Genomic DNA, 13,546 nt, shown 5'->3' on the forward strand with positions numbered 1-13,546 from the left:
GTAGGACAAGGCAGAACGAATAGAGCGTTTTATCATAGGCCAGGGTCAGTCGCCGCAGGTTGATGGTCGGCAATTCGTGGATTGCCCGCGTCATCGGTTAGACTTGCCGCCTTTCCCCGTATCAAGAAGCCCTGTTCATGGCCCAGCCGTCCACGACCTACAAGTTTGAACTGAACCTCACCGACCTCGACCGCAATGTCTACGAGAACGTGAAGCAGACCATCGCCCGCCACCCTTCGGAAACCGAGGAACGCATGACCGTGCGTCTGCTGGCCTACGCGCTCTGGTACAACGAGCTGCTGTCTTTTGGACGTGGTCTGTCGGATGTCGATGAGCCAGCGTTGTGGGAAAAAAGCCTGGATGACCGTGTGCTGCACTGGATCGAAGTCGGTCAGCCCGATGCCGATCGCCTGACCTGGTGCTCGCGCCGCACCGAGCGCACCAGCCTGCTGGCCTACGGCAGCTTGCGCGTCTGGGAAGGCAAGGTGATTCCGGCGATCAAGAACCTGAAGAACGTCAACATCGCCGCGGTGCCCCAAGAAGTGCTCGAAACCCTGGCCCAGGACATGCCCCGGGTGATCAAGTGGGACGTGATGATCAGCGAGGGCACGGTGTTCGTGACCGATGACCGCGGTCAGCATGAAGTCCAGTTGCAATGGTTGCTGGGCGAGCGTGGTTGAGCCACCACGGCATCAAGCTGCCTCGCCACAAGTCATCAAAATTCCACAGCTTTATAGAGAAATGTCCGTCACCCCATGCGCATAGAACCCCGCCAGCTACCCGACACCCTGCCGTTTCTGGGGGACCTGCCGCCCTTGTTGACTCGCCTGTACGCCGCCCGTGGCGTACAGTCCGAGGCCGAGCTGGACAAGAGCCTGGCGCGCCTGATTCCGTTCCAGCAGCTCAAGGGCATCGACGCGGCGGTTGACCTGTTGGTGGTGGCGCTGGAGCAGCGCCAGCGGATCCTGATCGTCGGCGACTTCGACGCCGATGGCGCGACCGCCAGCACCGTCGGCATGCTGGGGCTGCGCCTGCTTGGTGCGGCCCATGTCGACTACCTGGTGCCCAACCGCTTCGAGTATGGCTATGGCCTGACCCCGGAAATCGTCGAAGTCGCGCTGGCTCGCGAGCCGCAGTTGCTGATCACCGTCGACAACGGGATTTCCAGCGTGGAAGGCGTGGCGGCGGCGAAGGCCGCGGGGCTCAAGGTGCTGGTCACCGACCACCACTTGCCGGGCCTCGAACTGCCGGCGGCCGATGCCATCGTCAACCCGAACCAGCCTGGCTGTGAGTTTCCGAGCAAGGCGCTGGCCGGGGTCGGGGTTATCTTCTACGTGCTGATGGCGCTGCGGGCCCGCCTGCGCAGCCTGGGGTGGTACGCCAGCACGCCGCAACCGAACATTGGCGAGTTGCTCGACCTGGTGGCCCTGGGCAGCGTCGCCGACGTGGTGCCCCTGGACGCCAACAACCGCATCCTGGTGCACCAGGGGCTGGAGCGGATTCGTGCCGGGCGCGCCCGTCCGGGCATCAAGGCGATTCTGGAAGTGGCCAAGCGCGACCCTTCGCGCATCACCTCCACGGACCTCGGGTTTATCCTTGGGCCGCGCCTGAATGCGGCGGGGCGCCTGGATGACATGAGCCTGGGCATTGAATGCCTGCTCACCGACGACCCGGCCCTGGCGCGGGAGATGGCCGCGCAACTGGATGGCATGAACCAGGACCGCAAATCCATCGAGCAAGGTATGCAGCGCGAAGCCCTGGCCCAGCTCAAGGAGTTGCCGGTGGAGTCGATGCCGTTCGGCTTGTGCCTGTTCGACCCGCAGTGGCACCAAGGGGTGATCGGGATTCTCGCCTCGCGGATGAAAGAGCGCTATTTCCGACCGACCATCGCCTTTGCCGACGCCGGTGACGGCTTGCTCAAGGGCTCGGGACGCTCGGTGCCGGGGTTCCACATTCGCGATGCGCTGAGCGTGGTGGCGGCGCAGCATCCGACCCTGATCAGCAAGTACGGCGGCCACGCCATGGCGGCGGGGCTGACGTTGCCGGAAGCGAATTTCCCGTTGTTTGCCGAGGCGTTCGACGCCGAAGTGCGCAGGCAACTGCGCGACGAAGACCTGACCGGGCGGCTGTTGTCGGACGGCACGTTGGCGGTCGAGGAGTTCCACCTGGAACTGGCCCGGGCGCTGCGTCATGCCGGGCCCTGGGGCCAGCATTTTCCCGAGCCGATGTTCCACGGCGTGTTTCAGTTGGTGGAACAGCGGGTGGTGGGCGAACGGCACTTGAAGGTGGTCCTCAAGAGCGAGTGCGGCTCGGTGAAGCTTGATGGCATCGCCTTTGGCATCGACCGCGAGATCTGGCCCAACCCTACCGTGCGCTGGGTGGAACTGGCCTATAAGCTCGACCTCAACGAGTTCCGCGGCCAGGAAACCGTGCAGTTGATGATTGCCCATATCGAGCCGCGGTAGTCGAGGGGCCTTCGTGGCGAGGGAGCTTGCTCCCGCTGGGCTGCGAAGCGGCCCCCTGAATTCCAGCCATCACATTGCAAGGGGACGCTGGCGCGTCCAGCGGGAGCAAGCTCCCTCGCCACAGGGGTACGTCATTGCGCCACGCCGTCGGCTTTTTAAGTTCTGAACCCTCCGTCCTTGCGGGTTGTCGACTAGGCTCTAAGCACTGCTTGATAGCCCTTGTGACGTCTTGTCGATTTTCGTTGCCCGCGGGGGCGGGTGTTGCGCTTTTGTCACTCGTCGACTGTTCAAACAGAACCCTGGAGCCTGCCCACTGATTCGAGAGGTGCCCCATGAGTCTGCTGCTGGAACCCTATACCCTTCGTCAATTGACCCTGCCCAATCGCATCGCGGTCTCACCGATGTGCCAATATTCGAGCGTCGATGGCCTGGCCAACGACTGGCATTTGGTCCACCTGGGCAGCCGCGCCGTTGGTGGCGCCGGCCTGGTGTTCACCGAAGCCACCGCCGTCACGGCTGACGGCCGTATCACCGCCCAGGACCTGGGGCTGTGGAACGATGAACAGATCGAACCGCTGCAACGCATTACCCGTTTCATCACCGCCCAGGGGGCCGTGCCGGGTATCCAGTTGGCCCACGCCGGACGCAAGGCCAGTACCTGGCGCCCCTGGCTGGGCAACCACGGCAGCGTGAAGCCGGCGGATGGCGGCTGGGTGCCGGTCGGTCCGTCACCGATCGCCTTCGACCCGCAACACACCCAGCCGGTCCAGTTGGACGAGGGGCAGATCGCCGGCCTGATCCAGGCGTTCGTCGATTCGGCCAAGCGCGCCCTCACCGCCGGGTTCAAGGTGGTCGAGGTCCACGCCGCCCACGGTTACCTGCTGCATCAATTCCTGTCGCCCTTGAGCAATCAGCGCCGCGATCAATATGGCGGTTCGTTCGAAAACCGAATCCGCCTGGTGCTGCAAGTCACCGAAGCGATCCGGGCGGTCTGGCCTGAAGAGCTGCCGGTGTTCGTGCGCGTTTCCGCCACCGACTGGGTCGAGGACGGCTGGAACCCGGATGAAACCGTGGAGCTGGCACGGCGCCTCAGGGCGTTGGGGGTGGACCTGATCGACGTGTCCTCGGGTGGCACCGCCGCCAACGCCGAGATCCCCACCGGCCCTGGCTACCAGACCCGCTTTGCCGAACGGGTGCGCAAGGAATCGGAAATCGCCACCGGTACGGTGGGCATGATCACCGAACCGGCCCAGGCCGAACACATCCTGCGGACCTGCCAGGCAGACATCATCTTCCTGGCCCGCGAATTGTTGCGTGATCCGTACTGGGCCTTGCACGCCGACGATGACCTGGGCGGGCGCAAGGCCGTGTGGCCGGCGCAGTACCAGCGGGCGACGCATCGGGACCAGCCGATCCATGAATCGGATTTGCGCGATTGAGTGTTTGGTAAAACAAAAAAGCCCCGGTCGTCATTGGCCGGGGCTTTTTGCTTATCTGAAATCGTGAGTGTTGGTACTGCCGTCTTCGCGAGCAAGCTCGCTCCCACAGTGGATTCGTGTTGTTCACACGTAATCTATGGGAGCGGGCTTGCTCGCGAAGGCGTCATCCCTGACGCAGCAGGGCTCAGGGATACTTGCGCTTGTCCGGCGCTGGCGGGAAGTACTGGTACAGCCAGGTCTCGCTCAAGGTCCGGTCCTTGGTGCGGATGAACAGGCGCATCTGCACCGGGTCGACGCGGTCGTCGGTCGGGTACCAGTCGAAGGTGATGCGGTAGCCCTTGATCGCGTCCAGCACCAGTACGTTGAAATCCTTCACCTCGCCATGGGAGCAGGTCACCACCGGTTCGATGCCAGTGCCCGGTGGCAACTGGTCGAGACCGCCGCCGCTGAAGTCCACGGCGAAGCGGCGGGCCCAGACGGTCGGGTAGTGTTCGCCCGGCGCCCAGCCTTCGATGAAGCCGCCCATGCCCGAACGGGTTGCATCGACATGGGCCAGGTCCGTGCTGACCGGGGGCAGGGCGCTCCAGTAGAGTTTGTAGCCGTAGTTCAACGAGTCGCCGGCGGCCACCGGTTTCTTCGGTGTCCAGAACGCGACGATGTTATCCAGGGTTTCGCCGGTCGTAGGAATTTCCAGCAGGTCGACCGAGCCCTCGCCCCAGGCCGTCGTCGGCTCGACCCACAGGCTCGGGCGCTTGCTGTACCAGTCCACGGTGTCCTGGTAGCTGGCGAAGTCATGGTCGGTCTGTACCAGGCCGAAACCTTTCGGATTGTTGTCGGCAAAGGCGTTGAATTGCAGGGTGGCGGGGTTGTTCAACGGACGGCAGACCCACTCGCCGTTGCCGCGCCACATGGCCAGCCGGTCGGAGTCATGGATTTGCGGATGGATGGTGTCGCACATGCGCCGCTCGACGGTGCCGCAACTGAACATGCTGGTCATCGGCGCGATACCCAGTTGTTCGATGGCGGTGCGGGCGTTGATGTGCGCATCGATTTCCATCACCACACGGGTCGGTTGGCAATCGATGTCGAACCGATAGGCACCGGTGGCGCTGGGGGAGTCGAGCAAGGCGTAGACCACGAAGCGGGTGCTGTTCTTGTCCGGGGTTTCGAACCAGAACTTGGTGAAGTCCGGGAACTCCTCGCGCTTCTTGGCGTAGGTGTCGATGGCCAGGCCGCGAGCCGACAGCCCGTACTGGCCGCTGGCATCGACGGCGCGGAAATAACTGGCCCCCAGGAACGACACGATGTCGTGGCGGGCCAGTTCTGGCGCCTTGAACACGCGAAAGCCGGCGAAGCCCAGGTCACCCGTCAGTTGCGAGGTGTTGACCGTGGTTTTCTCGTAGTTGAACAGCTCCGGGCGGAAGTGCACCTCACGGGCCATGCGGGTCTTCGGGTCGAGGCTGTACATGCGCACCGGCTGCTTGAAGCCCATGCCGACGTGGAAGAACTGCGCGTCCAGTTGCCGACCTTCCAGCTCATTCCACAGGGAGTGATTGGCGTCGTACTGAATGGCGTTGAACTGCAAGGGCGACATCTGCGCCAGGGTCGGCGGCAAGACTTGCTTGGTGTCGACGTAGCGGCTGGCGGCCAGTTTGCGGGCCTGGTCTTTCAGCGAATCGAAATCGAAGGGACGGGCTTCGCCGTCGGCGGTCTGATCAGCAGCCCAGGCGCGCGCGGCCATGAGCCCTGAGGCTGACAGCCCGGTGTAGGCGGCAAAGGCCATGGAGGCCTTGAGCAGGTTCCTGCGGTGCATAAATACAACCTTTCTCGAAACAATCCCGTGCCCATCCTGGCAACAGAAGACTGATGAAGGAGTTCGGACATGCCTTTGGCCAAACGCGACGAACGTTAGAACAGATGCCTGAGAGCTGGATCGGTTCACCGAGGCGCAAAATCATAGGGGATGAGCGGGTGCCGGGAGAACGGAAAGCGGGGCTAAGTCAAAATTTCTTACAGTTATTTCTTTTTTTATAAGGATTGCGGCATTTTTTGACTAATTACTCTAAAACTCCCTTCTCCCGGTTGGAAACCTCCCTATTCTCTAGCGTGACAGGCGATCCACGCCGGGATCCACACGCGCTATCAGTTACATTCGACGTACAGAAGGACATACGCTCATGACGAAAATACAGGGCATCGCTGAAATACTGGGGATCTTTCCAAACCTGACTCATGGGCGCAGGTCGCGGCGCTTGAGCCTGGAAGAACTGAAACTGGTGGAGCGCTATCGGGAACTGTCGGAAAGCGACCGGATCGCCATGCGCTACTTGGTGGATGCAATGAGGAGTGTTTCGAGGTTCTAAGGGCAGGATCGGCGGCCGGGGTGGGCGGGCATCACCGATGTCATTCCGGCGACCAGTCCTGTGGACGCTCGTTGCGTTGGTGCAATATCCGCAGAATCTGCACTTGTGCATGCACCATACGGTAGGGGATAACGAACGGGTAGCGTGTCAGCACCAGCTCTCGGATATCGGGTGCGATCGAGGGGCGGCCCGAACCCGGAAAACGCTGCAGGCGTTGCAAGGTTTCCAGGATCGTGATGATGGCAGCAGCTGCGCCGTTCTTGCCGAGGGCAGCTTGGTAGTGTTCGTGAATCGAGTCGAGGTCACTCTGTGCTTTGTCGGTCAGTACGATGCTCGGCACGCTTTGCCCACTTAGCCTTCACGGCGTCCAGGTCGGTCAGGTTTCCAGCGTCGGCGTCTGCCACGCCTTCGCTGATGGCTTGCAGATGCCAGGATTCGGCCTCCACATATCGGACCAGTGCACGCTTGAGGTGGTATTGACGATCGCGGTCGGTGGCGATGGCCAACAAATCCAGCTGTTGGGCCAGACCTTCTTCCACGCGAAAGGATAAAACGGGCGAGGCCATGGCTGATCTCCTAGGGTGTATACGTTGTAGACACCCTAGGTTCTGCCAGGATTTCCGTCAACCGGCGAACGTGCATCGATCGACGAAAACCTTAGCAGGACCTCGACCCGGCAACCGTGGGCATGTGTTGCCAACGTTGTCTTGACTCAGTGCTTGAACATCACATGGCGCACCACCGTGTAATCCTCCAGCCCATACATGGACATGTCCTTGCCGTAGCCGGAGCGTTTCTGACCGCCATGGGGCATTTCGCTGACGAGCATGAAGTGGGTGTTGACCCAGGTGCAGCCGTATTGCAGGCGTGCCGCCAGGCGATGGGCGCGACCGACGTCGGCGGTCCATACCGAGGACGCCAGGCCGTAGTCCGAATCGTTGGCCCAGGCCAGCACTTGCGCTTCATCGAGGAACGGTGTGACGGAAACCACCGGCCCGAAGACTTCCCGGCGGACGATTTCGTCATCCTGCTGGGCATCGGCCAGCACGGTCGGCTCGAAGAAGAACCCGTTGCCCTCCACGGCCTTGCCGCCGGTGACCAGGCGAATATGCGCCTGGGCGATGGCGCGCTCGACGAACCCGGCCACGCGGTCGCGATGCTGGGCGGTGATCAGCGGGCCCATCTCGGTGTCGGCGGCGGTTTGCAGGCCGTACTTGATGCTGCTGACCGCCGCGCCGAGTTTTTCGACAAAAGTGTCATAGATGCCTTGCTGGGCATAGATACGGCAGGCGGCGGTGCAATCCTGGCCGGCGTTGTAGAAGCCGAAGGTGCGGATGCCTTCCACCGCGGCGTCGATGTCGGCGTCGTCGAAGATGATCACCGGGGCCTTGCCGCCCAGTTCCATGTGCGTGCGCTTGACGCTGTCGGCGGTGCTGGAAATGATGTTCGAGCCGGTGGCAATGGAGCCGGTCAACGAGACCATGCGCACTTTTGGGTGGGTCACCAGGGGCTGGCCAACGGTCGGCCCGCGACCGAACACCACGTTGAGCACGCCGGCCGGGAAGATCTCTGACGCCAGTTGCGCCAGGCGCAACGCCGTCAGCGGGGTCTGTTCCGATGGCTTGAGCACCACGGTATTGCCGGCGGCCAGGGCCGGGGCGATTTTCCAGGCGACCATCATCAGCGGGTAGTTCCACGGTGCGATGGAGGCGACGACGCCCACCGGGTCGCGACGGATCATCGAGGTGTGCCCCGGCAGGTACTCGCCGCCGGCCGAACCGTTCATGCAGCGGCTGGCGCCGGCAAAGAAGCGGAACACGTCGGCGATCGCCGGGATCTCATCGTTCAGCGCGGCGCTCAGGGGCTTGCCGCAATTGTCCGACTCCAGCTTTGCCAGCTCCTCGCCGTGGGCCTCGATGGCGTCGGCCAGCCGAAGCAGCAGCAAGGAGCGGTCCTTGGGGGCCACCTGGGACCAGCTGTCGAACGCACTGTCGGCAGCGCGCACGGCAGCGTCCACCTGGGCTTCGCTGGCCTCGTTGATTTCCACCAGCACCCGGCCCAGCGCAGGGTTGAACACGGCTTGACCAGGCCCTTCGCCGTCCACCAGGTGGCCGTTGATCAGTAGTTTGGTTTGCATCTCCCTGTCCTCCTCTCGCTGTTTTGTTTTTTGTGGCAGAGAGCCGCTCGCTCCCTCACTGGATAGTCGTCAGTGGCTGATTCATTTTCCCCCGCTGCCCGCCACGCTTTCGCCTCCTCGGGTCAGGTAATAGGCCCCCAGTATCGGCAGCATGGTCACCAGCATCACCAGCATCGCTACCACGTTGGTCACCGGCACGTCGCGGGGCCGGCTGAGTTGATTGAGCAGCCACAGCGGCAGCGTGCGTTCGTGGCCGGCGGTGAAGGTGGTGACGATAATTTCGTCGAACGACAGCGCAAATGCCAGCATCCCGCCGGCCAGCAACGCCGAGCCCAGGTTGGGCAGGATGATGTAGCGAAACGTCTGCCAGCCGTCGGCCCCCAGGTCCATCGACGCCTCGATCAGGCTGTGGGCCGTGCGGCGCAGGCGCGCGATGACATTGTTATAGACGATCACCACGCAAAAGGTTGCATGGCCGACGACGATGGTGAACATCCCCGGCTCGATCCCCAGGCTCTTGAACGTCGCCAGCAACGCGATGCCGGTGATGATCCCCGGCAGGGCGATCGGCAGGATCAGCATCAATGAAATGGCCTGCTTGCCGAAGAATTCACGCCGGTACAGCGCCGCCGAGGCCAATGTGCCAAGCACCATGGCGATCAGTGTGGCGATGGCCGCGACCTGCAGCGACAACTTGATCGCTTCCAGCACGTCGGGGCGTGCGAAGGCGACGCTGAACCACTTCAGGGTCAGGCCCTTGGGCGGAAAGCTGAACGCCGCGTCCTCGGTGTTGAACGCGTAGAGGACGATGATCAGGATCGGAAAGTGCAGGAATACCAGCCCGCCCCATGCCGCAAGACGCAGCCCCCAGGACGCTCGGGACAAGGAGTCAGAGTGCATCGAAAGCCCCCAGGCGCTTGACGATGGACAGGTACACGGCGATCAGCACGATCGGCACCAGCGTGAAGGCGGCCGCCATGGGCATGTTGCCGATGGCCCCTTGCTGGGCGTAGACCATGCTGCCGACGAAGTAGCCCGGCGGCCCCACCAGTTGGGGCACGATGAAATCCCCCAGGGTGAGTGAAAACGTGAAGATCGAGCCGGCGGCGATGCCTGGGATCGACAGCGGCACAATCACCTGCATGAACGTCTGGCGCGGTTTGGCGCCCAGGTCTGCCGAGGCTTGCAGCAGCGACGGCGGCAGGCGTTCGAGGGAGGCCTGGATCGGCAGGATCATGAAGGGCAGCCAGATGTAGACAAACACCAGGAAGCGCCCCAGGTGCGAGGTGGAAAGCGTGCTGCCCCCGACGCCGGGGACGCCAAGCACGAACTGCAGAAACGGTCCCAGGCCCAGTTGCTGGATGAACCACTGCGCCACGCCGCCCTTGGCCAGCAGGAGCGTCCAGGCATAGGCCTTGACGATGTAGCTGGCCCACATCGGCAGCATCACCGCGATGTAGAAAAACGCCTTGGTCTTGCCTCGGGTGTAGCGCGCCATGTAGTAGGCAATCGGGAACGCGACGATCGCGCTGGCGATGGACACGACGATGGCCATGCTCACGGTGCGCAGGATGATGTCGACATTCGAGGGTTGGAACAGGGCGACGAAGTTCGCCAGGGTCAGGTCCGGCGTGACGGCCATGGTGAAGTCGTCGAAGGTGTAGAAACCCTGCCACAACAGGGTCAGCAGTGAACCCAGGTAGACCGCGCCGAACCAGATCAGCGGCGGCACCAGCAACATCGACAGGTAGAGGTTGGGGCGTCGGTACAACAGGTTGGAGAACCGTCGCAGCGAGCCCGATGCGGTGGCGGAGCGCAAGGCCGGTGTGTTCATGTCACGCCTCGCCCGGGACGCTGTCGTGCAGGGGGATCATCGCCTCGCGGGCCCAGCGCACGGCCAGGTGCTGGCCGGCCTGATGGCGGGTCCCCGGGTCGTCCCATTGGGTGTTGGCCTGGCTGAGGTTCAGGACCTGGCCGTTGGCAAGCTTCAACTCGTAGCGCGTGGCGCTGCCCTGGTACTGGATGTCGTGGAGCAGGCCCTGGACTTCGATCTCATGCGCGGCCAGCGGGCCGTCGGCAAACCGCAGGTGTTCGGGGCGGATCGAGAACGGCTGTGGATAACCGCTCAGGGTTTGCGCCAGCTCGCCACGGATCACGTTGGAGGTGCCGACGAACTCGGCGACGAAGGTGGTCGCCGGCTTCATGTACAAATTGCGCGGGGTGTCGACCTGTTCGATGCGCCCCTTGTTGAACACCGCCACGCGGTCGGACATCGACAGCGCCTCGGTCTGGTCATGGGTGACGAAGATGAACGTGATGCCCAACTGGCGTTGCAGTTTTTTCAGCTCGCCCTGCATCTGTTCCCGCAGCTTCAGGTCCAGGGCCCCCAGGGGCTCGTCCAGCAGCAGCACCCGCGGGCGATTGACCAGCGCACGGGCCAGGGCCACGCGTTGGCGCTGGCCGCCGGAGAGCTGCGCCGGCTTGCGCTCGCCGTAGCCGCCCAGGGCGACCATCTCCAGGGCGTCTTCGGCGCGCTTGATGCGCTCGACCTTGGCCACGCCCTTGACCTTCAAGCCGTAGGCCACATTGTCGCGCACGTTCATGTGCGGGAAGAGGGCGTAGTCCTGGAACACCGTGTTGACGTCCCGCTGGTAGGGCGCCAGTCCCGTGGCTTCCTCGCCGTGGATGCGGATCGAGCCTTCACTGGGCTGCTCGAACCCGGCGATCAGGCGCAGGCAGGTGGTCTTGCCCGAACCGGAGGGGCCCAGCATGGAAAAGAACTCGCCGTCCTGGATATCGATTGAAACCCGGTCAACGGCTTTCACATCGCCGAACTGACGGGATACCTGGGTGAATTGGACTGCAAGCGTCATGGTGCGGGGCTCCAAAAAGCGGGGCGGGTATGAACCTTCAATGATTGGCACGCGACCCCGTGGCGAGGGAGCTTGCTCCCGCTGGGTGGCGCAGCCGCCCTAAAACCAGGCGATGCGGTGTGTCAGCTAATACCGCGTCGCTCGGTTTTGGGCGCGCTTCGCATGCCAGCGGGAGCAAGCTCCCTCGCCACAGGGGCTGCTCCCATTTATGTGACGGGCCTTACCGCCCACCCATGATCGCAATGTAGTCCTGAGTCCAGCGGCTGTAGGGCACGTACTTGCCCCCCTCGGCCTGCGGGGTTTTCCAGAAGGCGATCTTGTCGAACTGATCGAAGCCGTTGGTCTTGCAGCCTTCGGCGCCGAGCAGTTCGCTGCCTTTGCACGCCGCCGGCACCGCCGGCAGGGAGCCGAACCAGGCGGCCACGTCACCCTGGACTTTCGGTTGCAGCGACCAGTCCATCCATTTGTAGGCGCAGTTGGGGTGCTTGGCGTCAGCGTGGAGCATCGTGGTATCGGCCCAACCGGTGGCGCCTTCTTTCGGGACGGTCGAGGCGATCGGCTGTTTCTCGTTCATCAGGCCGTTGACCTGGTACGGCCAGGCCCCGGACGCCACGACACCCTCGTTCTTGAAGTCACTCATCTGCACGGTGGTGTCGTGCCAGTAACGATGGATCAACGGTTGCTGCGCTCGCAGCAATTGCAGCACGGCCTTGTATTGCGCCTCGTCGAGCTGATAAGGGTCCTTGATGCCCAGCTCAGGCTTGGCGGTCTTGAGGTAGAGCGCTGCGTCGGCGATGTAGATCGGACCGTCGTAGGCTTGCACGCGCCCCTTGTTCGGTTTGCCGTCGGGCAGGTCCTGGGCGTTGAACAGCACGCCCCAGCTGGTCGGCGCCTGCTTGAACACCTCGGTGTTGTACATCAGTACGTTCGGGCCCCACTGGTACGGTGTGCCGTAGGTCTGCTGGTTGACCACGTACCACGGCGCATCCTTGAGGCGTGGGTCGAGGTTCTGCCAGTTGGGGATCAGCGCCGTGTTGATCGGCTGCACCCGCTTGCCGGCAATCAAGCGCAGCGAGGCATCGCCCGAGGCGGTGACCAGGTCGTAGCCACCCTTGGTCATCAGGCTGACCATTTCGTCGGAGGTCGCCGCGGTCTTCACGTTCACCTTGCAACCGGTTTCCTGCTCGAAACCGCTCACCCAATCGTAGGCCTTGTCGCTTTCGCCGCGTTCGATGTAGCCCGGCCAGGCCACGATATCCAGCTGGCCTTCGCCAGCGCCAATCGCCTTGGGCAGCTCGGCGGCCTGGAGGCTGACACCGGTCAGCAGCGCCGTGGTCATTGCGCTGAGCAATACGGTCTTGTGCGCGTACATGGGAATCCCTCTTGCTTTAATTGTGGTCGGGGCAGTGTCGGAACGGGGCGATACGCCATGGATGGCTAGCTATTAGCGTAGTCAGGCAACATCTGGAAGCAAACTTGCCGCTGTACAAGGGCACTTTCGATCTAGGCTGGTGGCCTTAATGATCCGGTTAACCCGAATGCGTGGAGGTGGTAAATGAACACCCGTGGATTGCTCGATCAACTCCTCAAGTCCGGCCAGGAGATGCTGCAGAACAAGGCCGGCGGCTCACAAGACAAGGCGTCCGGTGGCTTGGGCGGCTTGCTCGGGGGCTCCGGCAACCTGGGCGCAATGCTCTCCGGCAAGGGGGCCCTGGCCGCCGGGGCCATGGGGCTGCTGCTGGGAAACAAGAAAGCCCGCCAGTTCGGCGGCAAGGCCTTGGCCTATGGCGGCTTGGCCGCGCTGGGCGTGATCGCCTACAAGGCCTATGGCAACTGGCAGGCCCAGCAGGGCCGCGCCCCGCAAACCGAACCGCAGACCCTGGACCGCGTGCCCCCGGCGCAGGTCGAACAGCACAGCCAGGCGATCCTCAAGGCCCTGGTGGCGGCCGCCAAGGCCGACGGCCATGTGGATGAGCGTGAGCGCGAGCTGATCGAAGGCGAGTTCACCAAGCTCGACAACGACCAGGAACTGCAACACTGGCTGCACGCCGAACTCAACAAGCCCCTGGACCCCGCCGATGTCGCCCGCGCCGCCGGCACCCCGGAAATCGCCGCGGAAATGTACGTCGCCAGCGTGATGCTGGTGGACGAGGAAAACTTCATGGAGAAGTCCTACCTCGACGAACTGGCCCGCCAGCTCAAGCTGGAGCCGGGATTGAAGGCCGAGCTGGAGAAACAGGTGCGCCAGGCCGCCTGATCCCCCACGCAA

Annotated in this window: 13 protein-coding genes; 5 read left to right on the forward strand and 8 right to left on the reverse strand. The window is 63.3% G+C overall.

The annotated features are described in order from the left end of the window. The first annotated feature begins 137 nt into the window (after nt 1-137). The 3 genes from AD664_RS16045 to AD664_RS16055 all read left to right on the forward strand — a co-directional run bounded on the left by AD664_RS16045 (nt 138) and on the right by AD664_RS16055 (nt 3,904). Entirely contained in the window at nt 138-680 is a 543-nt protein-coding gene (locus AD664_RS16045; protein ID WP_047736757.1) for a YaeQ family protein, read from the forward strand. Between the two features lie 75 nt (nt 681-755). Continuing rightward, nucleotides 756-2,465, forward strand: coding sequence for a single-stranded-DNA-specific exonuclease RecJ (gene recJ, locus AD664_RS16050; RefSeq protein WP_042730050.1), 1,710 nt, complete (start codon nt 756-758; stop codon nt 2,463-2,465). A gap of 332 nt (nt 2,466-2,797) precedes the next feature. After that, entirely contained in the window at nt 2,798-3,904 is a 1,107-nt protein-coding gene (locus AD664_RS16055; protein ID WP_042730049.1) for an NADH:flavin oxidoreductase/NADH oxidase, read from the forward strand. A 184-nt stretch (nt 3,905-4,088) separates the two neighbouring features. On the opposite strand, the gene AD664_RS16060 is transcribed toward AD664_RS16055, so the two are convergent. Further along, nucleotides 4,089-5,717, reverse strand: coding sequence for a glucan biosynthesis protein D (locus tag AD664_RS16060; protein ID WP_047736754.1), 1,629 nt, complete (start codon nt 5,715-5,717; stop codon nt 4,089-4,091). Between the two features lie 364 nt (nt 5,718-6,081). On the opposite strand from AD664_RS16060, the gene AD664_RS16065 reads away from it, so the two are divergent. Beyond that, nucleotides 6,082-6,267, forward strand: a complete 186-nt coding sequence (locus AD664_RS16065) for a hypothetical protein (protein ID WP_042730047.1) — start codon at nt 6,082-6,084, stop codon at nt 6,265-6,267. A 40-nt stretch (nt 6,268-6,307) separates the two neighbouring features. Here the strand turns inward: AD664_RS16065 and AD664_RS16070 are convergent, their stop codons facing one another. The 7 genes from AD664_RS16070 to ydcS all read right to left on the reverse strand — a co-directional run bounded on the left by AD664_RS16070 (nt 6,308) and on the right by ydcS (nt 12,649). Then, nucleotides 6,308-6,607: a type II toxin-antitoxin system RelE/ParE family toxin gene (locus tag AD664_RS16070; protein WP_042730046.1), complete on the reverse strand. Its 300-nt coding sequence runs from the start codon at nt 6,605-6,607 to the stop codon at nt 6,308-6,310. Then, nucleotides 6,570-6,833, reverse strand: a complete 264-nt coding sequence (locus tag AD664_RS16075) for a CopG family ribbon-helix-helix protein (protein ID WP_042730045.1) — start codon at nt 6,831-6,833, stop codon at nt 6,570-6,572. The genes AD664_RS16070 and AD664_RS16075 overlap by 38 nt, the downstream gene beginning before the upstream one ends. A gap of 146 nt (nt 6,834-6,979) precedes the next feature. Next, nucleotides 6,980-8,404: a gamma-aminobutyraldehyde dehydrogenase gene (locus AD664_RS16080; protein ID WP_042730044.1), complete on the reverse strand. Its 1,425-nt coding sequence runs from the start codon at nt 8,402-8,404 to the stop codon at nt 6,980-6,982. Between the two features lie 81 nt (nt 8,405-8,485). Beyond that, entirely contained in the window at nt 8,486-9,304 is an 819-nt protein-coding gene (locus AD664_RS16085; protein WP_047736749.1) for an ABC transporter permease, read from the reverse strand. Then, nucleotides 9,294-10,238, reverse strand: a complete 945-nt coding sequence (locus AD664_RS16090; RefSeq protein ID WP_053147819.1) for an ABC transporter permease — start codon at nt 10,236-10,238, stop codon at nt 9,294-9,296. Before AD664_RS16090 ends, AD664_RS16085 begins: the two co-directional genes overlap by 11 nt. 1 nt (nt 10,239) lies before the next feature. Beyond that, nucleotides 10,240-11,277 (reverse strand): ABC transporter ATP-binding protein, encoded by a 1,038-nt coding sequence (locus tag AD664_RS16095; protein ID WP_053147821.1) that lies wholly within the window; start codon nt 11,275-11,277, stop codon nt 10,240-10,242. Nucleotides 11,278-11,497: 220 nt separating this feature from the next. After that, entirely contained in the window at nt 11,498-12,649 is a 1,152-nt protein-coding gene (ydcS, locus tag AD664_RS16100; protein WP_042730675.1) for a putative ABC transporter substrate-binding protein YdcS, read from the reverse strand. Nucleotides 12,650-12,832: 183 nt separating this feature from the next. Here ydcS and AD664_RS16105 point away from each other — a divergent pair, with 183 nt between their 5' ends. Further along, a complete protein-coding gene (locus tag AD664_RS16105; protein WP_053147823.1) occupies nt 12,833-13,534 on the forward strand; it encodes a tellurite resistance TerB family protein in 702 nt (233 codons plus the stop codon). The last annotated feature ends 12 nt before the right edge of the window (nt 13,535-13,546 follow it).

The sequence above is a fragment of the Pseudomonas sp. P97.38 genome, from assembly GCF_001269745.1.
Taxonomy (GTDB): Bacteria; Pseudomonadota; Gammaproteobacteria; order Pseudomonadales; family Pseudomonadaceae; genus Aquipseudomonas; species Aquipseudomonas chlororaphis_E.

Coding starts and splice junctions, on each gene's coding strand:
- AD664_RS16045 (WP_047736757.1), top strand. CDS start 138: ATGGCCCAGCCGTCCACGACCTACAAGTTTGAACTGAACCTCACCGAC.
- recJ (WP_042730050.1), top strand. CDS start 756: ATGCGCATAGAACCCCGCCAGCTACCCGACACCCTGCCGTTTCTGGGG.
- AD664_RS16055 (WP_042730049.1), top strand. CDS start 2,798: ATGAGTCTGCTGCTGGAACCCTATACCCTTCGTCAATTGACCCTGCCC.
- AD664_RS16060 (WP_047736754.1), bottom strand. CDS start 5,717: ATGCACCGCAGGAACCTGCTCAAGGCCTCCATGGCCTTTGCCGCCTAC.
- AD664_RS16065 (WP_042730047.1), top strand. CDS start 6,082: ATGACGAAAATACAGGGCATCGCTGAAATACTGGGGATCTTTCCAAAC.
- AD664_RS16075 (WP_042730045.1), bottom strand. CDS start 6,833: ATGGCCTCGCCCGTTTTATCCTTTCGCGTGGAAGAAGGTCTGGCCCAA.
- AD664_RS16080 (WP_042730044.1), bottom strand. CDS start 8,404: ATGCAAACCAAACTACTGATCAACGGCCACCTGGTGGACGGCGAAGGG.
- AD664_RS16085 (WP_047736749.1), bottom strand. CDS start 9,304: ATGCACTCTGACTCCTTGTCCCGAGCGTCCTGGGGGCTGCGTCTTGCG.
- AD664_RS16090 (WP_053147819.1), bottom strand. CDS start 10,238: ATGAACACACCGGCCTTGCGCTCCGCCACCGCATCGGGCTCGCTGCGA.
- AD664_RS16095 (WP_053147821.1), bottom strand. CDS start 11,277: ATGACGCTTGCAGTCCAATTCACCCAGGTATCCCGTCAGTTCGGCGAT.
- ydcS (WP_042730675.1), bottom strand. CDS start 12,649: ATGTACGCGCACAAGACCGTATTGCTCAGCGCAATGACCACGGCGCTG.
- AD664_RS16105 (WP_053147823.1), top strand. CDS start 12,833: ATGAACACCCGTGGATTGCTCGATCAACTCCTCAAGTCCGGCCAGGAG.